The sequence below is a fragment of the Ruegeria haliotis genome, from assembly GCF_013377785.1.
Taxonomy (GTDB): Bacteria; Pseudomonadota; Alphaproteobacteria; order Rhodobacterales; family Rhodobacteraceae; genus Ruegeria; species Ruegeria haliotis.
On sequence record NZ_JABXWT010000001.1, the window covers coordinates 637656 to 662411 of the forward strand.

The following is a 24756-nucleotide window of genomic DNA, read 5'->3' on the forward strand; positions in this document are numbered from 1 at the left end:
GAATGTTTACAGGGATCGTCACCGACGTGGGCACAGTCACCGAGCTGGATCAGCAGGGTGATCTGCGGGCACGAATCAAGACGGCATATGAAACGGCATCCATCGATATCGGCGCCTCAATCGCCAGCGATGGCGTATGTCTGACCGTGATTGCGCTTGGCGACGACTGGTACGACGTGCAGATCAGTGCCGAGACCGTCTCGAAAACCAACCTGGACCGTTGGCAGGTGGGGAAACGCGTTAATCTGGAACGTGCGCTTAAAGTCGGGGATGAACTGGGCGGTCACATTGTTTCAGGTCATGTGGATGGCGTCGCCGAGGTGGTGGCCTTGGAAGATGAAGGCGACAGTACCCGCGTCACTTTGCGTGCGCCGAAAGACTTGGCCCGGTTTATCGCGCCGAAGGGTTCGGTTGCACTGAATGGAACCTCGTTGACAGTGAATGATGTGGATGGCTGTGACTTTGGCATCAATTTCATTCCGCACACCAAGGAGGTTACAACCTGGGGCGACGTGGCGTTGGGCGATCGCATTAACCTTGAGATCGATACACTGGCCCGCTACGTGGCGCGGCTTGCCGATTCAGCGGCATTTGAGGCCGAGTAAAATCTGCGGGTCAGGACTTTGGCGAACCACCAGCAAAAAAGTGCGACCGCAGTGCCAAGGTAGCCATCAATGGCATAGTGCCAGGCCAGATGAACAGACCCGATCTGGATCATCACGGCATACAAGGTGAACGCCCATCCCAGCCAACGGGAGTACGTGAAAGCAAAGAGCGCCATGATCACGCTGGATGCGACGTGCATGCTGGGCATGGCAGAGATACCTGCAATGTATTCCCCGTCGTGAAACGCGATCAACAGCCTTTCCTGTAGCTCCAGCGCCCAGACAGGGCTGATCTGATCCAGATCAGAGAGCCTTTGCATTTGCGCAACGAAGGTATCACCGAAACCAAAGTGCTGGTAGTAGACCGGCCCTACGGAAGAGAGCAGCGTGGCCACCACGTTGCCGCCAATGATAAAGGTCAACGCAAAGGCAACCAGGTAAACCATTCCGCGTCTCGGGTCTCGTTTGTCGTAGCAAGCTACGAACAAGGTGACGTAGATCAGGACAAACCAGGCATGGTAGGCGGTATTTAAGATGGTAGTGATTTGCGGGTGGCCGAAAAGAGGCCAGAGTATTTCCCAAGCATGATGCCCACCGTGCACAGTGCGGTCGAGTTGGGTCAAAAACGGGTCCCACGAAAATGGCTGAAATGTTGAAATCAGACTTTTGAGGCACGAGAAATTCGTGAACAGAAATCCAACTGACAAAAAGCAAATCGTGCCATCCAGTAGCTTCACGTATCGCCTTAGATAGCTGCGTGTGTCCTGAATAATCCACTGAATCGGTTTGTCGGGCCGCACCCGGATGGCGGCGTAAATGAATCTGCACACGATAAACAAGGTTGCGAAGATGAAAGAGTACTTCACCATTCTGATGACAATATGCAGAAGAGTTGAGCCCAACCTCCCCCAGTAATTCAAGCCAAAATAGTGACTGACAACTGCTCCAACGATCATTTGCAGAAACAGAATTGTCAGGAATAGTCGATTGCGCCGAAGGGAGGACAGGATAGAGTTATCTGGCTTCTGCCCGCAGAATGTTTCGGTGCTACTCATTCAATTGGTCCGTATAATTATCTTAAGTTATCTTATTTTTGCGCTCTAAATTCATGCAGGATTTTTGAGGCTCAGCAAGGGCTGGATTAGGGTGATTGTATGGCAATGTGAAACTGTCTGTTTCTTATTTGGAAAAAGATATCCGCAGTAACATCTGAATTTTAATATTGATACAATAGATTGCCCTGCGTTTCGTAAGGGTTGCCCAACCGGGCGAGAGGTGCAAGCTAATAAAGGCGCGCAGCTCAAGAATGTAAAATGTGACTTTCACAGCCAAATACAGGTGGTGCCAGTGTCGCTGGACCCTTGCCAAAAACACGGCAATTCGGCGTACGGCTAGGCCCGTAACGGTTTGCGGTGTTCGTTGCGCTCTGGTCTTTGGCCGCGTGGTGGTCTATCCCGCCATGCAGAAATGCTCTTGTGAAAGGCTGCCCCATGAGCTTTGAAACCCCCGGTCCGGTCGAGGCCCAGTTGCGCGAAGCGATCAGCCCGATCAAAGAGATCATCGACGAGGCGCGAAAAGGCCGGATGTATATTCTGGTCGATCACGAAGATCGCGAAAACGAAGGCGATCTGGTGATCCCTGCGGAATTTGCTGATGCCGATGCAATCAACTTCATGGCCACCCATGGGCGCGGCCTGATTTGTTTGCCGATGACGGCGGAACGGATCGACGCGCTGGCGTTGCCGATGATGGCCGTGAACAACTCGTCTCGGCACGAGACAGCGTTCACCGTCTCGATCGAGGCGCGCGAAGGGGTGTCGACCGGCATCTCGGCGGCTGATCGCGCGCTGACCGTTGCCACCGCAATCAATCAGCAGAACACGATGGCCCAGATTGCGACGCCGGGGCATGTTTTCCCTCTGCGCGCCAAGCGGGGTGGAGTTTTGGTGCGGGCGGGTCATACCGAGGCGGCGGTTGATATTTCGCGACTGGCGGGGCTAAACCCTTCGGGCGTGATCTGTGAGATCATGAACCCCGACGGCACCATGGCGCGTTTGCCCGATCTGGTGGCTTTCGCCAAAGAGCATGACATGAAGATTGGCACGATCAGCGATCTGATCACCTATCGTTCGCGTAATGACAATCTGGTGGTCGAAACCTCACGCGAGCTGGTGAATTCCGAATATGGCGGTGAGTGGGAGATGCGGATTTACACCGATCAGACCCATGGCATCGAACATGTGGTCATGGTCAAAGGCGACGTCTCGACGCCGGAGCCGGTACTGACCCGGACTCACGCTTTGCACGAAGCGCCCGACATTCTGGGGCTGGGGCCGAAATCGCCGCAGGAACTGCCGCGCGCGATGGAGATTATTGCCGCCGAAGGGCGCGGTGTAGTCTGCCTGTTCCGCCAGCCGCACAATTCGCTGTATGCGGCTGATGAAGAAGGTCCGCGAACGATCAAGCAAACGGGCCTGGGCGCGCAGATACTGTCTAAGATGGGCATACAGGAACTGGTGTTGCTGACCGACACGCCGGAAACGAAATATCTGGGGCTCGACGCTTTTGGCCTGTCCATCGTCGGCACCCGCTCGATCCTCAAGGATGACTGATCATGGCTGAACAAGACAAACATGGCGTTCTGCCGACGCCTGCTTTTGACAAACCGGTCAAGCTGCTGATTGTTGTAGCCCCATTTTACCGTGCCATCGCGGACGATCTGGTTGCGGGTGCAAGGGCCGAGATTGAAGCGGCAGGTGGAGCTTTCGACGTGGTCGAAGTACCCGGTGCGCTGGAAATCCCCACCGCCATCGCAATGGCTGATCGTCAGTGCAATTTCGATGGTTATGTCGCACTGGGCTGCGTCATTCGAGGCGAGACCACGCACTATGAAACCGTCTGCAACGACTCCAGCCGCGCCATTCAGTTGATGGGGTTGCAGGGTCTGTGCATCGGCAACGGTATCTTGACGGTCGAAAACGATGATCAGGCCCAAGTGCGCGCCAATCCCGAAAAGATGAATAAAGGTGGCGGCGCTGCGGCTGCGGCCTTGCATCTGATCGCACTCAGCCGTAAGTGGGGCGCTTCGAAAAAGGGTGTCGGCTTTAAGCCGCCGTCCGAGTCCATCCTTGTGGCGGGCGACAGCAACGGATCCACAACAGCATGACCCAGAAAGACGCGCCGAAACCGGCCAACCGGAAACGCCTGATGAAATCGGCCGCACGGCTGTATGCTGTGCAGGCGCTGTTTCAAATGGAACATTCAGGTCAGACGACTGAATCTGTCGTGAACGAGTTTCTGGATCATCGGTTCGGCGCTGTATACGAAGGCGAAGAAATGCTGGACGGAGATATCTCGGTCTTCCGCAAGCTGGTGGGCGACGCTGTGAACTATCAGGCGCCCGTCGATCAGCTGACCGACCGCGCGCTGGTCGCGAAATGGCCGATCTCTCGGATTGATCCAACCTTGCGGGCTGTCTTCCGGGCAGCAGGGGCCGAACTGACCCAGGGCGATACGCCACCCAAAGTCGTGATCACCGAATTCGTGGACGTGACGCGCGCCTTTTTCCCAGAGGGCAAAGAGCCCAAATTCGTCAATGCCGTTCTGGATCACATGGCGCGCGAGGCCAAACCCGAGGCGTTCTGACACGTTTACACGGATCAAGTATGCGCTAAGTTGAATGTTATAGCGTCAGGAGATCCACCATGCCCAAACTGATCCGTCTTTATATTACTCAGGTCGTTTGGGGGTTCATTATCTCGGCGGTCTTTGTTGGGGTGCTGCTGGCATTGAACGTCGCCAATCTGCGCCACCTGATCACAAGCTCTGACATTGGTTTGGTTGCTCTGGGGATGATCTGGTTCATGAATGGGATCGTTTTTGCCGGTGTGCAATTCGCTTATGCCATCATGAGTATGGCGGAAAAGCCGCAAGGCCCGCGCCGGGGAACTCCTGTTGTTGCCAGATTCGAGCCTGCAGTGGTCAAAGCAGACAACGCTTGATACGCCAGCCTGAGGTGACTTGACCAAGGTTTGTTGGTGACTTGCGGCCTGAACTTCAATTCGGGCCTATGGACCACTTGAAAAACACGGGCTATTGCCTTTTGATATCCGGCAAATCTGCTGGTCGGCACAGAAAGAGCAACCCCCGTGAAAAATCCTACATACGAAGAAGTCGTGTCATCTCGGGCCTTTCGCGAGGATTTGGATCAACTGAACAATGCGATAGCGGATGGCCTCAGGCGGGCAGGTGAACCCATCGCTATCAATGGAAACGTGTGTTACGGCCACATGCAGCAGGATTTCCATCTGGGCGATATGGAACCTGTGATGGAGCCAAAACGGCGCGCTCTGCATCAGGCGTCACAAGACGCATCGTGTTTTGTCGAGGTCGGGGTTGCTGGCGGACATGCTGCCCTGCTGGCGCTGCACTCCAACCCGTCCCTCAAGTTCATCGGGATCGACCTTGGGCAAAGGTTGAAACCATTTTGGCCGCCGGTGGATGTCTATGTTCCCATAGTATTCAAGTGGCTGGAGGATCGGTTTCCCGAACGTGTCAAACTGTATCTGTCGCAGGCCATCGATGGTTTGCAACAAGCTGCTGCCGAACGTCCTTTCGGCCCTATTGATTTGCTGCATCTCGATGCCATGAAAAACAGCAGGATTGCCGAGTTGGAGGCCGCATGGCCCGGTCTGGCGGGTCGATGCTACCTTTTGCAAGGGGATAACAAGAACGGACACGTTCAGGCCAGCTCAGAGACGTTGATCGCCGATGGGCGCGCCCGCGCAATCACCTCTTCCAGATATCGGGACATTCACAGCACCAATTACGAGTTGCTGGAGATCGGACCGGACGTTGCCGCCGGCAAAGTCAGCTTGGACAGCCTGAAAGATGACCGAATCCTGCTATGTGTATGCCATCAGGATGACGAGACCCTGTTCTGCGGCTCAACTCTGTCCCGCCTGAAAGACCGGGCGGATGTGACCATAGTCAGTTTCTTCCGACCCGCGCCAAATCGCCGTGATACCGACACGCGTGAGGCTGCAATGCAGCGGGTTTGCGATCGTGTTGGCGCCCGGCGGATACAGTTTCCTTTTGCACAGGAACGCGATCATCGCATGTTGAGGCGTTTCATCCAAATGCCGCCGGATTCGTCGCAAGGCCATCCCGAAGTGCTGCGGCCGTTGCACCGTCATCCTTTGTTCAATCTGCTGAGCGGGTCCGCCTTTGCATTGATGGAGCAGCTCAAGCCTTCGACAATCATCACACACAACCATGTGGGAGAGTATGGCCATATCGAGCACGTCCTGCTGCACCACGCGGTCCTGCAAGCGGCCCAAAGATATCAGGGCGGGCGGCTTCTGAGTTTTGGGGAAGGGCTTGCAAATGCAGATCTTGTCGTGCCGTCCTGGCCCGAACAAAAGAACCGGCTTTTTGATGAATACATGCCGCAGTGGAACGGTCGGCAAAGATACGATTTTGCCCTTGCGGACGAAACTTTCGTAAAATTGGATACTTCGGTCGTCGAAGACTGAGGTGGCAATGTGGCGGGACCACCAGTCAACCGTGCGGTTTGATTCCCGAGGACCTGTATGTACAGGTGGGCGCCAGGTAATCAGGCCAGGACCTGAACAGAGCCAGCCCCCTCGGAATTGCTTAAGGCCACCAGAATGCTACCGGTCACAAGAAGGGCAGAACCCGCCACGCGCTTAAGTAGGGCTTGAGGCGGGTTTGCACAAGGGGTCAGGCGTCAACTGTTTCGTGTAGAGCGCTCCGCATCTTACCAAGGTGCTCATCCCAGCCATTGTCCAATGCCAGGATCAGGCCAAAGGCTTCTGCGCTTTGTGGCAGGCCTTCGTGTATCAGGCCAAGGCGTGTGCCCCCTGCGACCGGATCCAGCGTCCATTTGACAACACTGACGGCATCACCCATCGGCTTAACGGTGAATGTGTACTCCAGATATTCCGGCGGTCGCGCCTCGCGCACTTCACCCCAAATCAGCAAGTCACCGCTGGTTGTTCCAAACATTTCTAGCTTTTGACCCTGGGCCAATGGGCGTTCGGGTTTATGGAACCACTCCGCCAGCCTGTCTGGATCGGTCAAATATGCCCAGACAGCTTCCGGCTCGGCCCGTAGAAAGATTGTCTTTTGCAGAACGGAATTGGTCATTTATCTTTCCTTTCAATAGCTTCTTTGAGAGAGTTGAGGCGATCATCCCAGAACTGGTTGAAATAGCGGAGCCAATCGAGCACGGGGGCCATTCCCTGTGGATCGATGCGATTTACACGCTCCCTTCCGCGAGCTTCTACCGTGATCAGGCCACCATCCGACAATACAGTCAGATGCTTTTTGACAGCGGCGCGGGTCATGTCGAACCGATCGGTGAGTTGCCCGATTGTCATGTCCTGGGACGCGAGCATTTGCACGATGTCCCTGCGGGTCGGATCGGCAAGTGCGCGAAATGCGTTTTGGGTTTGAGTATGCATCCGTGACCTCTGTTTGGATACCATTTGGTTTCACATTAATGCAGTACTGAAAGGTATCATGTCAAGCATGTAGAGACACTTTACTTTTGTTCCCTAATTGTTCACATTTCCTGCATGACATTGGATATGCAACCCGGACAGAGGCTGGCACGCGGTGTATCGCGTCACTTAAGTGCGCATGGATTTGTATCTGTTGAAGAATTCGTACCCGCACGGGGGCTGCGGGTGGACGTCATGGGACTGGGCCCCAAGGGTGAGCTCTGGGTGATCGAGTGTAAATCCAGTCGCGCTGATTACCAGTCAGATTCCAAATGGCAGGGGTATTTGGAATGGTGTGATCGGTTCTTTTGGGCCGTGGATACAGAGTTCCCGACTGATCTGTTGCCAGATGAAACAGGTCTGATTATCGCCGACGCCTATGACGCGGAAATCATCCGGATGGCGCCGGAGGACAAGGTCGCCCCGGCACGACGTAAGAAGACGATACAGAAATTCGCCATGGACGCAGCGCGCAGACTTCAGGCACTGCGTGATCCACGGATTTAAGGGATCAGTCCTGCACCAAGCGGGCGGCTTGCGCTGCCGCGCGGAGTTCGTCGGCGATCTCCTCGGCTTCTTCGGGCTCGAAGTCCATCGGAACTTCAATGCCATCCGCCTCGATGAACAACCGAACCATGCCGTGATCGGTCGGCCCGATTTGCAGGTTCGCCTGAATGTCGCGTTCGCTGTTAATGCCCATATGTGCCTCCGGGACTGAGCATTCGTGCTAGCGCGCGCGGGGTTGAGAATCAAGCCGCGTTTGCTGTCAGATAGGGTATGGAAGATGTTGTTCTCAGACCGTTTCGACCAGATGACGCCCCTTGGCTGGTTGAGCAGCACGGCACGCTATATGCGCGGGACGAAGGGTTTGACAGTAGTTTCGCGCCGCTTGTGGCGCAGATTCTGGACGATTTCATTGCTGACCATGACCTGACGCGGGAACAGGGTTGGATAGCCGAGCAGGCTGGCAAAAGGCTGGGCAGCATCTTTTGCGTCTCACTGGATCGCAACACGGCCAAGCTGCGGCTGTTTTTGCTGATGCCACAGGCGCGGGGGTTAGGTCTGGGGAAGCGTTTGTTATCGACGTGCACTGGCTTTGCACGCGCCGCCGGATACCGGGAAATGGCTTTGTGGACACATGAAAGTCACAAGGCGGCCTGCGCGCTTTATAGGGCAAACGGTTGGCAGCTGACGGACAGCAAACCGGTGCATTCTTTTGGGGTCGATCTTATCGAACAAAGCTGGGAAATTCAGCTTTAATTCTCTTGCATTCCCCGGGCGCGTTCGGTAAATCGCCCCTCACGAGTGCCGCCTTAGCTCAGTTGGTTAGAGCGCTGGATTGTGGATCCAGAGGTCGCCGGTTCGAATCCAGCAGGCGGTACCATTTCTCCTAAGCGATATGAACAAAGATCAGTTTTACTGGGCGCGATGGTGCGCTGGTCTGGCTCTTTTGTGATCAGTTTAGCGCGCCGCTTGAACCGATAGCTGGCGCGCGAATGTTCAACGCGCCAGGTTGAGACGAAATTTCATCTTTATCTGTTTTGTGGCTGGCAAATGCTTGTTCAATCGTTTGTTGAACTGGCCAAACCCCCAAACGATTACCAACGTCAACAGGATGAAATAAAAGGCCAGGATTGGGTAGGGCACGAATGGGTTGAACGTCTTGTCCGCGAAATAGCTGGCGTAGTACAGCGCATCGCCCCGTTGTTGCCAGGCCGGGAAGGCCGAAAAGAAAACCAATGTGGTGGCGTGGAACAGAAAAATTGCCTCGTTGGTGTACGCGGGCCAGGCCAGACGCAGCATGGTGGGCCAGATGACCCGGCGGAACCGGGACCAGCCGGACATGCCATAGGCGTCTGCCGCCTCGATATCGCCCTTCGGGATGGATCGCAGGGCGCCATAGAAGATCTCGCCCGTATAGGCCGCCGTGTTCAGGAACAAGACGATCAGGGCCCCCAGCCAGGCCGAGGTGAATGCGTCGAACATCGGATAGGATTTCTTCAACGACAGGAAGAAGAAATAGGCAAAGAAGAACTGGATGAAGAGGGGCGAGCCGCGGAACAGGAAGATGAACCACTCGGACGGTTTGCGCAGCCACTTGTTGGGGGACGCTTTACCAAGGGCCAGTGCGGTTGCCAGGAAAAAGCCTGTCGCCAGCGCCATGATTCCAAAATAGACGTTCCAGATCATGCCAGAGCCGATCAGGGTAAACTGTTCGCACAGGGTAAAGTCACTCTTGGGCAACAGACGTTCGCCCAAGCCAACAGAGCGCAGGCCGTAATCCTGAATGGTTTGCAAGCAGCTCATGCCGTCGTCTCCTTGCGCAGCAGCTCACCACCGGATGTGGCCTGACCGTGGGACAGGCGGCGCATCAGCTTTTCAAGCCCGATCTCGGAAACGCGAGTCATGCCAAGATAAAAGATCAGTAGGAACAGGAAATACCACATGCGCCAGTCACCATGGGGGTACTGGGTAAATTTCGATGTCTTGGTGCCGCCCAGCTCGCGGGCCCAATAGACAATATCCTCGATCCCCAGCAGGAACAAAAGCGGTGTGGCCTTGATCAGCACCATCCACAGATTTGACAGGCCGGGCAGGGCGTAGACCCACATTTGCGGCACGAGGACGCGCCAAAAGATCTGGCGGCGGCTCATGCCATAAGCCTCGGCGGTTTCCAGTTGCGCGTGCGGGACAGCGCGCATGCCGCCGAACAGGACGTTGGCGGCAAAGGCTCCGAAAACGATAGAGAAGGTGATGACCGCAAGGAAAAAACCATAGGTTTCATGCATCCATTCCGGTGACGACCCCAAGGGCAGCTTGGCGGCCTGACAGACGAGGAAGTCGTTACCCTGGCGGATTGGGTCGGTCCACTCGGGGCACAGGACCTTGTGACGGATCCATTCGAACCCCTGATCCAGAGCAATTACGAAGAACAGGAAAAATGCTATGTCCGGTACGCCGCGCACGATGGCGATATAGGCCTTGCCAAGCCAGCTCAGCGGTGGGACGTGCGACCGGGCGGCCATAGCGCCAGCGAACCCAAAGCCGAGCGCAACGGGGGCAGTGACGGCCAGCAGGGCCAGAACCTTGATGAACGACAGATAGAACGACCAATGCACGCCGTTGGTCAGGTAGCACGTGAACCAACGGAATGTGCCCAGCGTATCGGGATCAGCGCAGTAGGAGAACATATGGCGTCTTTCGAACGTCGCGCCCGACTCGCGGTCGGGGTCGGTTCGGCGCTACGGCGCGCCGAACCGTGAGACATAGGGCTTAGTTGGTTACAACTGCGCCGTCTGTGCCGTAGGTGGCGGTTTCTTCGCCAAACCACTTTTTGAGCATCTCGTTCAACGTACCATCTGCCTTCATCGAGGTGATGGCTGCATCAAACTTGCCGCGCAGCTCGCCGTCGCTTTCACGCAGGCCCATGCCGATACCACCGCCCAGTGGAACTGGATCGCCGATAAAGACCAACTCGCCACCCGATTCCTCGACCAACGGAACCAGATAGTCACGGTCGGCCAGAACGGCATCCGCTTCGCCGTTACGTACGGCTGCGATGGTTTCTTCCGGAGTTGCGAATTCGACCAGAGTTGCGCCGGATTCTGCCACATGGCCCGCCTGAATTGTCGCGGTTTGGGCCGCAACAACACCGGCAGCTACATCAGCCGCGTCAGACGTTGCGACATAGGCCGATGCGGTGGGCGGAAAATAGTCCTGAGTGAAGTCGATGACCTCGTCGCGCTCGTCGGTGATCGACATACCCGCCGCGATGGTGTCGTAGTTGCCCGAGACCAGGTTCGGGATAATAGAATCCCAGTCGTTTTTAACCCACTCACAGTCCAGCTCGGCGCGTTTGCACAGCTCATCGCCCAACTCACGCTCGAACCCGTCGATCTCGCCTGCGTCATTGATGAAGTTATACGGAGGGTAGGCGCCCTCGGTGCCCATGCGGACGGTGTCCGCCATGGCGATTCCAGCAGTCAGTGCCAGTGCTGCGGTGGTCAGGATCAGGTTTTTCATTGGTTTCTCCCCAGTTTGTTTCTTCCTGAAATTATGCCGCCTTGGTGGCGGATAGAAAGCCCCGAAGCCGTTCGGATTCGGGGGACGTAAAGATATCCTCGGGCGTGCCCTCTTCCTCGATCAATCCCTGATGCAGGAATACGACATGGCTCGAGATGTCGGCTGCCATTTTCATGTCGTGGGTCACGATGATCATGGTGCGACCTTCGGCGGCCAGATCCTTGATCACCCGGATGACTTCCTGTTCCAGTTCCGGATCCAGCGCCGAGGTTGGTTCGTCGAACAACAGCGCCTGAGGCTCCATGCACAGGCCGCGGGCAATGGCGGCCCGTTGTTGTTGACCACCTGACAGCTGCGCCGGATAGACGTCGCACTTGTCGCCGATACCAACCTTGTCGAGATACTTGCGCGCGCTGTCCTCGACCTCGGCCCTGTCACGCCCCAGAACGGTCACAGGCGCCTCCATCACGTTTTGAAGGATGGTCATATGCGCCCACAGATTGAACTGTTGAAACACCATCGACAGATTGGTGCGGATACGCAGCACCTGCTTGGCGTCTGCCGGCCGTCGCCCATGACCCTTGCCCGTCCAGTGCACCGGTTCGCCTTTGAACAGGATCTCGCCTTGCTGACTGTCTTCCAGAAGGTTGCAGCACCGCAATAATGTGGATTTCCCAGAACCGGACGAGCCGATCAGCGAAACTACGTCTCCGCGATGGGCTGTTATGTCTACCCCCTTCAATACCTCGAGATTGCCGAAGCTTTTGTGGAGGTTTGTTATCTCGATGACGGGAGCGGTGTCTGTCACGGGCAGTCCAAGTGTTGGTGGTGTTGGTGCGGTACTAGGGCTGAAAAATCAGAGCAATGCAATGCGCAAATCACAGAATCAAGCCCTGAAACAGCCAAATTGACCAGACGTATTCGTCAAAACGGTCAGCTATCGGGCTGCAACGCCTGCGGAGTGGGCGGAGTTGGGACCGTTAAATAGCGATCGGCCGGAATCCCCAACAACCCTTGGATGTGCAATACTTGTTTGTCTTCTGTAGACAGATTGGCAATTGCGGCCTGAACCGCATCCGCAACATGGTCTGCGTCTTGCCCGTTTGAGGTAATATAGGGCAGTGCAGGGGTCGGCGTTGTCGAGGCGATTTCGCGTAAACTATCGCCCAAATTGGTGTGTTCTTTCAGCAATGCCCAAGTCAAAGCGTCCAGTGACGCAAAATCAGCGCGCCTGTCTGCAACAGCCTGCGCGGATAAGGCATGCCCGCCAGTTTCCAAAACCGCAGTAGGTGTCAGGTTCATTCCGGACAAATGAGTAATCGGCGCAGCCCAGCCAGATTGGGACAGGGCTTCGTTATAAGCGAATATCCCTTGTGTGAGGGCTGTCAGATCACGCTCATCCCCTTCGCGGGCCACGATCACCGAGCAATAGTATCCGGGTGCGCATCCGGGCAGGCCATAGTTGGGCGTGCCGACCAGTTGCACCTTACCATGCAACCGGGTTCTGTAAGGCATACCGCAAGTTTGGGCGAAGACCAGATCCGGGTCCAGCCAGACGTCCCAAACGTCACGGTCGCGGGTCAGACGGGAAGGACCACCGCCAAGTTGAGTGCGAATCAGACCCCAGAACCGATCATTGGCAGGCTGCAGCGTGGGCATGTCATACATGCCCAGCATTGCAGTCACGATTTTGCAGCCTTTTGCCGCGCCAGGGCAGAGTCCACGTCGCTCACACCCAACAGGCTGACCACCAACCGCAACAGAGAATCTTCTTCGCCTGTGCGATGTCCGTCAGCCAATGCCACCGACCACAAGGCCTGAACCACGGCCAGCCGGTCTTCGTAGGCGACAGCCTCTTTAATGGCGCGGGTGAAGCGGACGGTATCCGGGGCCTCGGCTTCAAGATCTTCGGCGCTGGCCCGCAACCCGGCGGCCTCAAAAGGCGACAGGCCATAGCGTTCAATTGAGATCCGGTCGATTCTGGCCATTTCAGAATCGGCATAGTCGTTGTCGGACCGGGCGATGCGCACCAGCAGGGCCGTCAGGGCCAGGCGGGCATCGTCATCGGCAAGCGGATCGGGCTGAGGCTGTGTGAGCCGGGACAGAAAATCACTAAACATGAGGTAGATATAGACTCGGCTCAGCCCACATCCAAGTGCGATTGCACGCGTTCGCGGGCGGCTTTGCTGTCGTTATAGCTCAACCCCATCGCGATCCGGGCTTCTTCGACGATTTTCATTTCGCCTTCGTCCGAATTTCCATCGGCCAGCACGACCTCCCACAGGGCTTCCAACGCGGCCAGGCGTTCCGCCAAATCGGTTGTTTCGCGGATCAGCTTGCCGAATGTATCGGTTTCGGGGGCGGCGGCGTGTAGTTTTTCGCAGGTGGCGCGGACTTTTGCGGCCTCAATGGCGTTATGCTGGTACAATCGCGCCAGAATGCGGTCTATCAGACTGATCTCTTCCAGCTTGTAGTCCCGATCCGCTTGCGCCACGCGCACCATCAGGGCTCCCAAGGCCAGTTCGGCATCGGGGTCGGGTAGATGATCATGCTGCGGCGGGCGAAACGCCTGAAAGAGTTTTTTCAACATGGGCATAAGTTATTCCATATTTTGTGGCCCGCCAAGCATGGACTACCCGTCATAGCCCCGAATGATCACAAGATCGCCTATCGAGACCGGATCACGCAGTGCCTTGGCCTTTTGATAGTCTTCGCTTTCATAGCAGGCCAGTGCATCTTCGTAGCTGGGAAACTCGATCACGACAGTTCGGGACCGGGATGCGCCCTCCTTGACAGTACGGTCCCCGCCACGCACCAGAAACCGCGCGCCATAAGTGGCGAACGGTTCGGCATTGGCGGCGATGTAGGTCTTGTATGTCTCCATGTCGTCCACGTCGACATGAGCAACCCAATAGCCTTTGGTCACGTGCCCCTCCTGCTCTGATTTGCAGGCAGGGTGATGAGAATTTTGCGGAATTGCAATCCTGTCCGTTTCAGACAGTCAGTCTGCGGATTTCATGACGTCCTGCGCCTGTTCGGTCAACCATGCGATCATACGGCGATAGGGCACCGGACCATAGCTAACACGCGCAACGCCCAAGGCCGCCAAACGCGGTGTTTCCGGTGTGCCAGGCAGAGCGATGATATTGACCGGCAAGGCCGTCGCCGCGCACAAACGTTCGATCAATGCCTCATCCTTTAGCCCCGGAGCGAAGAACCCACTGGCACCGGCAGCTTCAAAAGCTGCGGCCCGGGCGATGGCCTCGTCCAGCATGGCATCGTCATGAGTATCGGCCGGGGCCTTGAGGAAGATATCGGTTCGCGCATTGATAAAAACCGGCACGCTGGCCGCTTCGCACGCCCGGCGCATGGCTTCGATTCGCGTCGCCTGTTCCACGACAGGGTACAGCCCCTCGCCGCCGATGATCTGATCCTCGAAATTGAACCCCACAACGCCGCAATCCAGCGCGCGCGATACGTTTTCAGCGATACCTGCCGGGTCTTGGGCATAGGCCCCTTCAAAATCCAGAGAAACTGGCAGATCAACGGCGTTGACGATCCGCTTCGCGTTATCCAAGGCAACTTCAAGCGGGATCTTCTGCCCATCGGCAAACCCTTGCGCCATAGCTACTGGCGCGCTGCCGGTGGCGATCGCCTGAGCACCAGCGTCGCGCACAGCGGCCGCACTTCCAGCGTCCCAGATGTTGAACAGGATGACTGGGTCGCCCTTTTTGTGAAGGTCGGCAAAAGATTCTGCGCGTCGGGCTTGGTCGGTCATGGGGTTTCTCCTGTCAAAGCTCGTGCAACAGTTAACCCCATGCCGGTACGCACGGAATGGTTTTTTTGCGCCTGTCTGTCACTTTGCGGTGACGGCCCCGGCAAGATCAAACCAGACGCGAAGTTTCTTTCGCGGCGCGCACGAAGTCGCGGAACAGCGGATGCGGGGCGAAGGGTTTGGATTTTAGTTCGGGGTGGTACTGGACACCGATGAACCACGGATGGTCCGACCATTCCACGATCTCGGGCAGGCGACCGTCCGGCGACATGCCCGAGAAGTTCAGGCCGACCTTTTCCAGCTTGTCGCGATATTTGATGTCCACTTCATAGCGGTGGCGATGGCGTTCTTCGATACTGGTGCCGCCATAAACCTCGGCCACTTTCGAGCCTTCGGCCAGAACCGCATCATAAGCGCCCAGACGCATGGTGCCGCCTTTGTCGTCGCCGACTTTACGCTCGACCTTGTGATTGCCCTGCACCCATTCCTTGAGGTGATAGACCACAGGTTCAAACCGCCTTTTACCAGATTCGTGGTCGAATTCTTCCGAACCCGCTTCGGAAATTCCTGCCGCGTTGCGGGCCGCTTCGATGACCGCCATCTGCATGCCCAGACAGATACCAAGATAGGGTACCTTATGTTCGCGCGCGTATTGTGCGGCCTTGATCTTGCCTTCGGTACCACGTTCACCGAACCCGCCGGGGACGAGGATCGCATGGAAACCTTCCAAATGCGGCGCGGCGTCTTCGGTGTCGAAGATTTCCGCATCAACCCACTCGACCTTGACCTTGACCCGATTGGCCATACCGCCATGGGTCAGCGCCTCGGCAATCGACTTATAGGCGTCTTCAAGCTGAGTGTATTTGCCGACGATAGCTACCTTGATTTGACCTTCGGCATTATGGATACGGTCGCTAACGTCTTCCCACTTGGTCAGGTCAGGCTTGGGCGCCGGGCTGATCTGGAACGCGTCCAGAACCGCCTGATCCAAACCTTCGCGGTGATAGGCCAACGGGGCGTCATAGATGGTGGATAGGTCCTGCGCGGCGATCACGCTGTCGGGGCGTACATTACAGAACAGGGCAAGCTTTTCGCGCTCTTTCTTCGGGATCGGGCCTTCCGAACGGCAGACCAGAATATCCGGCGCCAAACCGATTGAACGCAGCTCTTTGACCGAGTGCTGGGTTGGTTTAGTCTTAAGCTCACCGCTGGCCTTGATAAAAGGCAGCAAGGTCAGGTGCATGAACAGGCACTGACCACGCGGTTTGTCCTGGCTGAACTGGCGTATGGCCTCGAAGAAGGGCAGGCCCTCGATATCGCCGACGGTGCCGCCGATTTCGCAGAGCATGAAATCAACCTCATCCTCGCCAATGGCGATGAAGTCCTTGATCTCGTTGGTGACGTGGGGGATCACCTGAATGGTTTTGCCGAGGTAGTCGCCACGCCGTTCCTTTTCCAGCACGTTGGAATAGATGCGGCCCGAGCTGACCGAGTCCGTTTTACGCGCGGCCACACCGGTGAAACGCTCATAATGGCCAAGGTCCAGATCGGTTTCGGCCCCATCATCAGTGACGAACACTTCGCCATGTTCAAACGGCGACATGGTGCCGGGATCGACGTTCAGATACGGGTCCAGCTTGCGCAGGCGCACCGAGTACCCCCGGGCCTGCAACAAGGCACCCAGAGCTGCCGAAGCCAGCCCTTTGCCCAAAGACGAAACCACACCACCAGTGATGAAAATAAAACGCGCCATGTTTTTCGGCTGCTCCCGTGAGACGACATTATCAGCTGCCCGGCGGTTGTAAAAAAACCGCAGCACCACGGGACTTCACACATAAAGGATTCGCGCGCACAGCGCAAGAGAACCGCAAGATGCTGTTGCCGTTCTCTTTAAGATTTCTAGGTTTTGTGGATCAGTCGGCCTGCGGAATCAGCGGCGTGTTGTCGCCCTGTGCCGGCGGCAGCAAGTCATCTGTTGATGGAATCGCAGGTGTGCTTTCTTCGGTCGGGGCCGGTGCTGGAACGCCCAGACGGTCAATAACCGAGCTACCCGAGGATTTCTGCGCCGCCAGAATGGTCAGTGTGACCGACGTGACGATGAAACACGCTGCAAGAATCCATGTAACCTTGCCCAGCGCGGTCGCTGCTGATCGACCAGCCATGGCCCCGCCACCACCGCCACCCATGCCAAGGCCACCGCCTTCGGATCGCTGCATCAGAACAACGGCAATCAGGCCCAGGGCCAAGAGGAGGTGGATGATGAGAACGACGTTTTCCATGGAGTTCCTGTACGGCGTGGCGTGTATCGCGTGGTACTTATGCAAGTTTGATCTTGGGGGCAAGGGAGGAGTTTGTATCACAGGTCGTGATATCTCAGATCACGGCAAAGGGACTGGACATGACGTTCATCCGTGACGCAGGCTGCGCCCATGCCACATGACAATCACGACCACCCGCACGCCCTTTTGCCGCCCGAACCTGCGCTTCGTGTAAAAGCGCTTGAAACGATTCTGACCCGCAAAGGTTTGATCGACCCGGCGGCTTTGGATGAGATTATCGATACCTATCAGAACAAGATCGGGCCCCAGAACGGCGCGCGAGTCGTTGCCAAGGCCTGGGCTGATCCAGAGTTCAGGCAAGCCTTGCTGGAGGATGCGACGCCAGTGGTCGCCGATCTGGGCTATTATGGCCGGCAGGGTGAGCACATGGTGGTCGTCGAGAACACGCCCGAGCAGCACAATATGGTCGTCTGTACCTTATGCAGTTGTTACCCGTGGCCGTTGCTGGGCATCCCGCCGGGATGGTACAAATCCGACTCCTACCGTGCCCGCGCCGTACGCGAGCCGCGTAAGGTACTGGCCGAGTTCGGGGTGACCCTTCCCAAGGACACGTCGGTGCGTGTATGGGATTCGACCGCCGAAATCCGCTACCTCGTGCTGCCGATGCGCCCGGATGGTACCGACGGGTTAAGCGAGGATGAGCTGGCCGCGCTGGTCTCTCGGGACAGTATGATCGGAACCGGATTGCCCAAGGTGCCGTCATGACGCGCGTTCATGACATGGGCGGACGTTTTGGCGATGGGGCATTTCATCCCGAATCCGAGGACGATCCGGTCTTTGCCGAAGACTGGCACGCGCGGGCATTGGCAGTCACGCTGGCTTCGGGATTTCTGGGGCAGTGGAACATTGATGTGTCGCGCCATACGCGTGAACGGCTGTCGCCCAAGGACTACACGCGGTTTTCATACTATGAGAAGTGGATTTCAGGACTTGCTGATCTGCTTGTGGAAAACGGCGTGCTGACTCGGGATGACCTACGCGGAACAGGTGAGGAGGGGCGCCACCCGCTGGCAGATCGAATGCTGAAAGCGGAATCCGTAGCTGCCGCGCTGGCCAAAGGCGGTCCGGCCGAGCGACCTTCTAATGTTCCGGTGAATTTCGAGATTGGGCAGGAGGTTTGCACTGCGCGTCCGGCGGCCAATCGTCTTGTGGATGGTGGCCACACACGGCTGCCAATCTATGCTACGGGTGCCAAAGGCCGCATTCTCAAACTGCACGGCACTCATGTCCTGCCGGATTCCAACGCGCACGGGCTGGGCGAAGCGCCCGAGCCGCTTTATGCTGTTGCCTTCCCGGCGTCCGAGCTTTGGGCGGCGCCGGAAAACCCGAAGGACGAAGTGGTGTTGGACTTGTGGCAAAGCTATCTGGAGCCGCTATGACCAGTTGTATGACCCATAGCGCGCCGGAACCGGTCTTTGCCGAGCCCTGGCACGCGCAACTTTTTGCCGTGACCGTGGCGCTCAACGAATCCGGTCGGTTCGCGTGGCCGGACTGGGCGGGGCGATTTTCCGAAACGCTCAAGCGCAACGGGTTGAAAAAGGATCTCGATGGCGGCGACGACTATTTCCACGCTTGGCTTGAGACGCTCGAAGGACTGCTGGCTGAGAAGGGGGAGGCGACGCCTGAGGATGTTCTGCGCCTGCAAAGCGCCTGGGAAGACGCATATCTTGCAACGCCGCACGGCCATCCCGTTCGATTGGCCGAAACATAACGCCAACTGCGTCGAATTACCGGTTTCCCTGCCGCGTGTGCCCCGCTATATGAGCCGAGTTTGATAACTCAGCGCAAAAGGACCGGATATGGCCAACGTGGTTGTTGTCGGCGCCCAGTGGGGTGACGAAGGAAAAGGCAAGATCGTCGACTGGCTCAGTGAACGGGCAGACGTGATCGCGCGTTTTCAGGGCGGGCACAATGCCGGTCATACGCTGGTCATCGATGGTGAGGTTTACAAACTGCATGCGCTGCCTTCGGGCGTTGTGCGCGGTGGTAAACTGAGCGTCATCGGCAATGGTGTGGTTCTGGACCCCTGGCATCTGATGAAAGAGATCGGCACGATCCGGGCTCAGGGCGTCGAAATCTCACCTGAAACGTTGATGATCGCTGAGAATACTCCCCTCATTCTGCCCATCCACGGTGAACTGGATCGGGCCCGCGAAGAAGCGGCGAGCAAGGGTACCAAGATTGGCACGACCGGTCGGGGCATTGGTCCCGCGTATGAGGATAAGGTTGGGCGCCGTTCTGTACGGGTCGCGGATCTGGCCGACGAGGCGACGCTGGAGACTCGTGTCGACCGTGCGCTGCAACACCACGATCCGCTGCGCAAAGGTCTGGGGATCGAGCCGGTCGACCGGGATGCGCTGGTGGCGCAACTCAAAGAGATCGCTCAGCAAATCCTGCCGTTCGCCGCACCTGTCTGGAAGGTGTTGAACGAAAAACGCAAGGCGGGAAAGCGTATCCTGTTCGAAGGTGCGCAGGGTGCGCTGCTGGACATTGATTTCGGGACCTATCCGTTCGTGACGTCGTCCAACGTGATCGCGGGTCAGGCTGCGACGGGTGTTGGTATCGGTCCGGGCTCCATCGATTTTGTTCTGGGCATCGTCAAGGCCTACACCACTCGCGTGGGCGAGGGACCGTTCCCGACAGAATTGGACGATGCGGATGGCCAACGTCTGGGTGAACGCGGACATGAGTTTGGCACCACGACGGGTCGTAAGCGCCGTTGCGGTTGGTTCGACGCCTGCCTGGTGCGCCAAACCTGTGCGACAAGCGGCGTGAACGGCATCTCGCTGACCAAGCTGGACGTATTGGATGGCTTTGAGACGTTGAAGATCTGCACTGGCTATGAGCTGGACGGCGAACGTCTGGATTATTTGCCCACGGCCGCGGATCAGCAAGCGCGCTGCAGGCCCATCTACGAAGAGGTGTCGGGTTGGAGCGAATCCACCGAGGGCGCGCGCAGCTGGGCGGACTTACCCGCCAACGCGATCAAATATGTCCGCCGGGTCGAAGAACTGATCGAATGCCCCGTCGCACTCTTATCCACCAGCCCGGAGCGGGACGACACCATTCTGGTGACCGACCCGTTTGCCGACTGATGAGCGGCGAAGAAAAACCCGGCCTCAGCTATAAGGCACGTCGCCGCTGGTCGCTGGTGCTTCTGCTGGTCGGGTTGCCGGTGTACATCGTGGCGGTGGTGACAGTGGTTAATTGGCTGGACCGCCCTCCGATTTGGTTGGAACTACTGGTCTATGTTGCGCTTGGTATTGTCTGGGCGCTGCCTTTCAAGTTTGTGTTCCGGGGTGTGGGCAAAGAAGACCCAGATCAGTCCTAAAGAATCCTGTGTCCCTTGCCCGAGATTCTTGGGGATGGCACTTTGCCTGAAAACAAGTGTTTAGAGACAGGCGAGGGTAAAGGGCACTATGGACAACGCCAAGTATACAGCGGCCGCAATTGTCGTGTTTGCTTCGCTCGCCAATACCGCACCGGCCAGCGATTGGGATTACACGATTGCGCCATATGTTTGGGGTCCCGAGTTTCGGACATCGCTGGATATCGGGCAGAACCCGCCGGTTGACGGCAGCACGTCCATCTTTGACATTCTCAACAGCGCCTTCCTTATTGCTGGCGAGGCTCGAAACGGACGCTGGGCCATCGGAGGGGAGTTCAACTACCTCAATCTGGGTAACGATGTAAGCATCGGGCCGTTCAGTGACATCGCGAACTGGGAACTGGACGGCATCATGGCCTCGTTGGTGGCGGGCTATGCGGTGTTTGAAGACGACAAATCCAGGTTCGAGGCATTTGGCGGTCTCCGGCACTGGGACCTGGATCTTTCCACGACGGTCGCGGGGTTTACGGCCAGCACAGATGAGAGCTGGACGGACCCATTGATCGGCGCACGGTATAGTGGGGCGATAAACGAACGCTGGAGCGTCACTGCCATGGGCAATGTCGGTGGCTTTGATGTCGGGTCCAAATTTCAATGGGAGGCGGTGGTCCAGGCAAGTTGGAACTGGACCGACCGTATCGACGTGGCAGGCGGATATCGCCACCTGAGCGTTGATTTCCAAGATAGCCTGAATGTGATCGACCTGATTCTCACCGGGCCCTACGTGGCTTTGGCTTTCAATTTCTGAGCAGAAATAGAAAGAGCCGAGAAAATCTCTCGGCTCTTCCGTTGAAATAATGAGTGCTCAGCCGACAGCGCGTTCGTCGTCAGGACGGAACCCGATCAGGTTCGAGGCTGCAAAACGCCCTCCGCCTGCTTTTTCGATCTTGCCGTCGCGCAGCAGTTGGCCAAAAGACCGCAGGCTCTCTTCGCGATTGAACTCATCCTGCTTGAGTGAACGAACTTTGTTCATCAGCTGCGGGCGCGAGAACTGTTCCTGACCTTCAATGAAGGACAGGTAAGCGGCAGCCGCCTCAAGAAGGTCGGGCAGTGATTGCGCGCCCTGATCTTGGGCGAATTGGGCAAAACCACCCTCTTCAGATGTGTTTTCGTCCTGCGGTGTGGTGACGCGGCGCGGCATGACCGGGCCGGTTTCCTCATGCTGATCATCAATACGCTGTTCCGCGACCAGCTTGAGCGGTGCAGAACTATCGGATTCTGGGCGCATGCTGGTGACCTGAATTTCCGGACGGCGGGGGCTGACGACCGAGGCAAGATCGCCACGATAGTCTTGGTCTTCGGACGCCTGATCCGCGCCATCTTTGTCCTGACGCTCGGCCTCGGTGGCGACGACGGCGGTCCGCAAGTGCGAATAGGTTTCGCGTGTATCGCTGGTGGTGGGGTCGGCCATATGCGCACCGGCCATGTCCATCAGGCGCGAGACATCCTGATCCGGATCGGCCTCATCCGTCAGCTTTTGGCTAGCGCGATCCGACATGTCCGTTTCGATCTTCGAAATCTCGTTCAGCAAGTTCGCTTCATCTTCGGCGGTCAGGACGCCCTGAGCGGGCTCGTCTTGCATATCTTCCGCATTTGTCTCTTCGAGCTGATCTACGGGGTCCTCATCGCTGAGGATGTTTATGATACCGTCCTCTTCGGCGTCAGCCTCGGTTGCCTCATCAAGATCCGAGAACAGAACACCGGCGGGCTGCACCTCTTCTTCCAGTTCACCCTCGATGACGGGAACCTGCGCAGGCTTAGGTTCGTCCATTGCGTCTGGTTGCAGCGCCTCAGTCGGTTCTTCAGGGGCCAGATCATCAATGCTCAGCGCGCCGGCTTCGAACGCGGCAGAGACCGCGTCAACAGGAGCTGAGACGTTGTCGAGCAGCGCCGAGTCGTCATCCTCGGAGTAAGTGCCCGGAGTGTCGTTCGAATGCGAAACGACGGCGCGGATGCGTTGCAGCTTGGCGGCAATGCTGTCGGCCGGTGGTGCCGGAGCAACCGCAACCGGTTCAGCCTCGGCAAAGACGGGGCGGGTTTCTGCCTGTCGGGTTTGTTCCGGAGCAGGCGCTTCAACTACGTTCAGCTCCGCAGCGCGTTCGGCGGGTTCCTGTGGTGCCGTCGGCGCAGGAGCCGGGGTCGTCTCAGTCGCGCGCAATAGCAGGCCGGTCTCGCTTTGACGGGCCTCAACCTGTTGGGAGGCGTCGCGCTGCGCAATGCGGGTCAGCATCTCGGCATCGGGTTGGGGCGGTTCAGAGCCAAAGTATCGATCATCGGCTGCCAGATCGCGAAAATACTCGGCGATGGCTTTCATCGTTTCAAAGGAATCGTCAAATCCTTCCAAAGTGCACGAAAAGGTTCCATAAGAAACGGTCAATACCTTGTTATTCTGTACCATCAGACGAACGTCCTCTACAAACTACGAGAGCTAACTTGCCCAACAACGGGCACACGCGTCAGCTCGAAACTGTCTGCATGAACCTATCATTTTGTGGTCTCAATGTGTCCAAATCCGGAAAAAATGATCAATCTTAAAAAAAATATGCCGATTGTACGGTCAGATGGTCCAATTGGGCTGTTTGGAGGGGGGCATATCGGGCCGGGCGACCTGAATCTGGTGCTGAATCGCGTCACATCGGTCGTGGCGGCGGATGGTGGCGCGGCCGATCTGGTCGAATCAGGGCGCATTCCAGATGCGGTTATTGGCGATTTCGATTCGCTTGAAAGCAGAATCCGAGAGAAAATCCCCACAGACCGCTTGTTTCCAATTCAGGAACAAAACAGCACGGATTTCGACAAAGCCTTGCGCAGCGTGCAGGCTCCAATGGTTGTGGGTGCAGGGTTTCTTGGGGGGCGTCTGGATCATCAGTTGGCGGTTCTTAATGCGCTGGTAAAACATCAGGATCGCCCCTGCATTCTATTGGGGGAACACGAGGTGGTCTTTCACGCGCCGCCGAAGATCGCGTTGACTGTCACGCCGGGGGATGTAGTCTCATTGTTTCCACTTGCGCGCGTAACCGGGCGAAGTTGGGGATTGGAATGGCCCATCGATAATCTGGTTCTTGAACCTCATGGACAGGTCGGCACATCCAATCGCGCCCTGTCCGAGGTTAAACTGCATTTGAACGACCCTGGCCTGTTGGTGATGGTTCCGCGCGTCGCGCTGGATCAGGTCATGCAGGCGTTTCAGTCGGGGCAGACCGGGCGTTGGCCCGCTCGTGCAGAATGACGTAAAGACCGGCGGTGATGGTGATCAAGATCCCAAGCGCTGCCAACCCGTTGGGCAGGTCGTGAAAGATCACCCAGCCGATCAACGTCGCCACAGGGATTTCCAGATACTGCATGGGCGCCAGTGTGGCCGAGGGTGCATAGCGCAGCGACCATGTCATCAGCAGGTGGGCGACGGTACCGAGCACACCGATTGCGATCATTAGCCAGTGGGTGTCGGCTGCGGGAACGATCGCCGACAGTTCCCAGATGCCGATATTCGTACCCAGAAATACAAAAGGCAGCAGAATGACCGTCGCAAAAGCACCCGATACGGCCTGAAGGGAAACCGGGTCGGTTTCTTTCGCAATCTGGCGCGTGACCAGCATGAACAGGGCAAAGACCACTGCGACGATCAAGGGCAGCAGCGCTGGTGCTCCGACCTGCGCAAAGCTGGGTTGGATGACCAATAAAGTGCCCGAAAACCCGACAATACAGGCAATCAGGCGGCGCGGGCCCACTTCTTCACCCAGCACGTATTTGCCCAGCAGCAACATGATGAACGGCATCACAAAGGCGATGGCCACAGCATCGGCAAGCGGCAGGAACTGCAAGGCGCTGAACATTGCCGAAATCCCGATGATGTGCAGAACAGTGCGGATCACGGTCAGTCGCAGGATACGACCACGCATCCGCCACGGACGCCGGGTGAAAGCGACCAGTGGGATCAGGATCAAAGCCTGAACCGCAAAGCGCACCAGTACCAGAAAGCCAAGCGGGGTTGTCTCGCCCAACAACTTGGCTATCGCGTCGCCAAGCGGCGCGAGTACGCAAAAACCAAGCATCAAAATGATGCCGAAAACGGGGCGATCCTGGGTCATGCCCGGCACGCTAG

At 57.2% G+C, this 24756-nt stretch carries 32 protein-coding genes and 1 tRNA gene; 16 read left to right on the forward strand and 17 right to left on the reverse strand.

Going from position 1 to position 24756, the window contains the following annotated elements; genetic code table 11:
- Positions 1–2: 2 nt before the first annotated feature.
- The gene (locus HW561_RS03185; RefSeq protein ID WP_176861759.1) at positions 3–605 is read left to right on the forward strand and encodes a riboflavin synthase; all 603 of its coding nucleotides are present in this window, start codon (positions 3–5) and stop codon (positions 603–605) included.
- Here HW561_RS03185 and HW561_RS03190 read toward each other — a convergent pair.
- Positions 560–1660 (reverse strand): phosphatase PAP2 family protein, encoded by a 1101-nt coding sequence (locus HW561_RS03190; RefSeq protein WP_328803239.1) that lies wholly within the window; start codon positions 1658–1660, stop codon positions 560–562. The genes HW561_RS03185 and HW561_RS03190 overlap by 46 nt on opposite strands.
- A 435-nt stretch (positions 1661–2095) precedes the next feature.
- On the opposite strand from HW561_RS03190, the gene ribB reads away from it, so the two are divergent.
- The 5 genes from ribB to HW561_RS24180 all read left to right on the forward strand — a co-directional run bounded on the left by ribB (position 2096) and on the right by HW561_RS24180 (position 6139).
- Positions 2096–3217, forward strand: coding sequence for a 3,4-dihydroxy-2-butanone-4-phosphate synthase (gene ribB, locus HW561_RS03195; protein WP_176861760.1), 1122 nt, complete (start codon positions 2096–2098; stop codon positions 3215–3217).
- A 2-nt stretch (positions 3218–3219) separates the two neighbouring features.
- Complete coding sequence (locus tag HW561_RS03200) at positions 3220–3771, forward strand: 6,7-dimethyl-8-ribityllumazine synthase (protein WP_176861761.1); 552 nt, start codon at positions 3220–3222, stop codon at positions 3769–3771.
- The gene (gene nusB, locus HW561_RS03205) at positions 3768–4250 is read left to right on the forward strand and encodes a transcription antitermination factor NusB (RefSeq protein WP_176861762.1); all 483 of its coding nucleotides are present in this window, start codon (positions 3768–3770) and stop codon (positions 4248–4250) included. Before HW561_RS03200 ends, nusB begins: the two co-directional genes overlap by 4 nt.
- A gap of 59 nt (positions 4251–4309) precedes the next feature.
- Positions 4310–4606: a hypothetical protein gene (locus HW561_RS03210; RefSeq protein ID WP_176861763.1), complete on the forward strand. Its 297-nt coding sequence runs from the start codon at positions 4310–4312 to the stop codon at positions 4604–4606.
- A 147-nt stretch (positions 4607–4753) separates the two neighbouring features.
- On the forward strand, positions 4754–6139 hold the full coding sequence (locus tag HW561_RS24180) for a PIG-L deacetylase family protein (RefSeq protein ID WP_176861764.1): 1386 nt from the start codon (positions 4754–4756) through the stop codon (positions 6137–6139).
- Positions 6140–6347: 208 nt separating this feature from the next.
- Here HW561_RS24180 and HW561_RS03220 read toward each other — a convergent pair whose 3' ends face one another.
- Together HW561_RS03220 and HW561_RS03225 are read right to left on the reverse strand one after the other, a co-directional pair.
- Positions 6348–6773 carry an SRPBCC family protein gene (locus HW561_RS03220; RefSeq protein ID WP_176861765.1) on the reverse strand — a complete coding sequence of 142 codons (426 nt, stop codon included), beginning with the start codon at positions 6771–6773 and terminating at the stop codon, positions 6348–6350.
- Entirely contained in the window at positions 6770–7090 is a 321-nt protein-coding gene (locus HW561_RS03225) for an ArsR/SmtB family transcription factor (RefSeq protein WP_176861766.1), read from the reverse strand. Before HW561_RS03225 ends, HW561_RS03220 begins: the two co-directional genes overlap by 4 nt.
- Positions 7091–7204: 114 nt before the next feature.
- On the opposite strand from HW561_RS03225, the gene HW561_RS03230 reads away from it, so the two are divergent.
- On the forward strand, positions 7205–7636 hold the full coding sequence (locus HW561_RS03230) for an MmcB family DNA repair protein (RefSeq protein ID WP_176861767.1): 432 nt from the start codon (positions 7205–7207) through the stop codon (positions 7634–7636).
- 4 nt (positions 7637–7640) lie between these two features.
- Here the strand turns inward: HW561_RS03230 and HW561_RS03235 are convergent, their stop codons facing one another.
- On the reverse strand, positions 7641–7829 hold the full coding sequence (locus HW561_RS03235; RefSeq protein WP_176861768.1) for a DUF6324 family protein: 189 nt from the start codon (positions 7827–7829) through the stop codon (positions 7641–7643).
- Between the two features lie 77 nt (positions 7830–7906).
- Between HW561_RS03235 and HW561_RS03240 the strand changes: the two genes are divergently transcribed.
- Both HW561_RS03240 and HW561_RS03245 read left to right on the forward strand, forming a co-directional pair.
- Positions 7907–8389, forward strand: coding sequence for a GNAT family N-acetyltransferase (locus HW561_RS03240; protein WP_176861769.1), 483 nt, complete (start codon positions 7907–7909; stop codon positions 8387–8389).
- Positions 8390–8436: 47 nt separating this feature from the next.
- A tRNA-His gene (locus tag HW561_RS03245) sits at positions 8437–8513 on the forward strand.
- 116 nt (positions 8514–8629) lie between these two features.
- Here the strand turns inward: HW561_RS03245 and HW561_RS03250 are convergent.
- The 11 genes from HW561_RS03250 to secG form a co-directional block, all read right to left on the reverse strand.
- On the reverse strand, positions 8630–9436 hold the full coding sequence (locus HW561_RS03250) for an ABC transporter permease (RefSeq protein ID WP_176861770.1): 807 nt from the start codon (positions 9434–9436) through the stop codon (positions 8630–8632).
- A complete protein-coding gene (locus HW561_RS03255) occupies positions 9433–10320 on the reverse strand; it encodes an ABC transporter permease (RefSeq protein WP_176861771.1) in 888 nt (295 codons plus the stop codon). Before HW561_RS03255 ends, HW561_RS03250 begins: the two co-directional genes overlap by 4 nt.
- Before the next feature lie 82 nt (positions 10321–10402).
- The gene (locus tag HW561_RS03260) at positions 10403–11152 is read right to left on the reverse strand and encodes a transporter substrate-binding domain-containing protein (protein WP_176861772.1); all 750 of its coding nucleotides are present in this window, start codon (positions 11150–11152) and stop codon (positions 10403–10405) included.
- Between the two features lie 31 nt (positions 11153–11183).
- Positions 11184–11960: an ABC transporter ATP-binding protein gene (locus tag HW561_RS03265; protein ID WP_176861773.1), complete on the reverse strand. Its 777-nt coding sequence runs from the start codon at positions 11958–11960 to the stop codon at positions 11184–11186.
- 125 nt (positions 11961–12085) lie between these two features.
- A complete protein-coding gene (locus tag HW561_RS03270) occupies positions 12086–12829 on the reverse strand; it encodes a phosphate/phosphite/phosphonate ABC transporter substrate-binding protein (RefSeq protein ID WP_176862280.1) in 744 nt (247 codons plus the stop codon).
- 5 nt (positions 12830–12834) lie between these two features.
- Positions 12835–13272, reverse strand: a complete 438-nt coding sequence (locus HW561_RS03275) for a tellurite resistance TerB family protein (RefSeq protein ID WP_176861774.1) — start codon at positions 13270–13272, stop codon at positions 12835–12837.
- A gap of 20 nt (positions 13273–13292) precedes the next feature.
- Complete coding sequence (locus tag HW561_RS03280; RefSeq protein ID WP_176862282.1) at positions 13293–13742, reverse strand: tellurite resistance TerB family protein; 450 nt, start codon at positions 13740–13742, stop codon at positions 13293–13295.
- A 42-nt stretch (positions 13743–13784) separates the two neighbouring features.
- Entirely contained in the window at positions 13785–14078 is a 294-nt protein-coding gene (locus tag HW561_RS03285; protein ID WP_176861775.1) for a DUF1330 domain-containing protein, read from the reverse strand.
- 75 nt (positions 14079–14153) lie between these two features.
- Entirely contained in the window at positions 14154–14930 is a 777-nt protein-coding gene (locus tag HW561_RS03290; protein WP_176861776.1) for an isocitrate lyase/PEP mutase family protein, read from the reverse strand.
- 106 nt (positions 14931–15036) lie between these two features.
- A complete protein-coding gene (locus HW561_RS03295; RefSeq protein WP_176861777.1) occupies positions 15037–16680 on the reverse strand; it encodes a CTP synthase in 1644 nt (547 codons plus the stop codon).
- A gap of 160 nt (positions 16681–16840) precedes the next feature.
- A complete protein-coding gene (gene secG, locus HW561_RS03300) occupies positions 16841–17206 on the reverse strand; it encodes a preprotein translocase subunit SecG (protein ID WP_176861778.1) in 366 nt (121 codons plus the stop codon).
- 150 nt (positions 17207–17356) lie between these two features.
- Between secG and nthA the strand changes: the two genes are divergently transcribed.
- The 6 genes from nthA to HW561_RS03330 all read left to right on the forward strand — a co-directional run bounded on the left by nthA (position 17357) and on the right by HW561_RS03330 (position 21402).
- Complete coding sequence (nthA, locus tag HW561_RS03305; RefSeq protein WP_176861779.1) at positions 17357–17971, forward strand: nitrile hydratase subunit alpha; 615 nt, start codon at positions 17357–17359, stop codon at positions 17969–17971.
- Positions 17968–18645: a nitrile hydratase subunit beta gene (gene nthB / locus HW561_RS03310; RefSeq protein WP_176861780.1), complete on the forward strand. Its 678-nt coding sequence runs from the start codon at positions 17968–17970 to the stop codon at positions 18643–18645. The genes nthA and nthB overlap by 4 nt, the downstream gene beginning before the upstream one ends.
- Positions 18642–18977, forward strand: coding sequence for a nitrile hydratase accessory protein (locus HW561_RS03315; RefSeq protein WP_176861781.1), 336 nt, complete (start codon positions 18642–18644; stop codon positions 18975–18977). Before nthB ends, HW561_RS03315 begins: the two co-directional genes overlap by 4 nt.
- Positions 18978–19065: 88 nt before the next feature.
- Positions 19066–20361, forward strand: coding sequence for an adenylosuccinate synthase (locus HW561_RS03320; protein WP_176861782.1), 1296 nt, complete (start codon positions 19066–19068; stop codon positions 20359–20361).
- Complete coding sequence (locus HW561_RS03325; protein WP_176861783.1) at positions 20361–20597, forward strand: DUF2842 domain-containing protein; 237 nt, start codon at positions 20361–20363, stop codon at positions 20595–20597. The genes HW561_RS03320 and HW561_RS03325 overlap by 1 nt, the downstream gene beginning before the upstream one ends.
- 88 nt (positions 20598–20685) lie before the next feature.
- Entirely contained in the window at positions 20686–21402 is a 717-nt protein-coding gene (locus tag HW561_RS03330) for a porin family protein (RefSeq protein ID WP_176861784.1), read from the forward strand.
- A 57-nt stretch (positions 21403–21459) separates the two neighbouring features.
- On the opposite strand, the gene HW561_RS03335 is transcribed toward HW561_RS03330, so the two are convergent.
- Positions 21460–23052: a hypothetical protein gene (locus tag HW561_RS03335; protein ID WP_176861785.1), complete on the reverse strand. Its 1593-nt coding sequence runs from the start codon at positions 23050–23052 to the stop codon at positions 21460–21462.
- A gap of 123 nt (positions 23053–23175) precedes the next feature.
- Between HW561_RS03335 and HW561_RS03340 the strand changes: the two genes are divergently transcribed.
- The gene (locus HW561_RS03340) at positions 23176–23883 is read left to right on the forward strand and encodes a thiamine diphosphokinase (RefSeq protein WP_176861786.1); all 708 of its coding nucleotides are present in this window, start codon (positions 23176–23178) and stop codon (positions 23881–23883) included.
- Here the strand turns inward: HW561_RS03340 and HW561_RS03345 are convergent.
- Positions 23828–24742 carry a DMT family transporter gene (locus tag HW561_RS03345; protein WP_176861787.1) on the reverse strand — a complete coding sequence of 305 codons (915 nt, stop codon included), beginning with the start codon at positions 24740–24742 and terminating at the stop codon, positions 23828–23830. The genes HW561_RS03340 and HW561_RS03345 overlap by 56 nt on opposite strands.
- Positions 24743–24756: the final 14 nt, after the last annotated feature.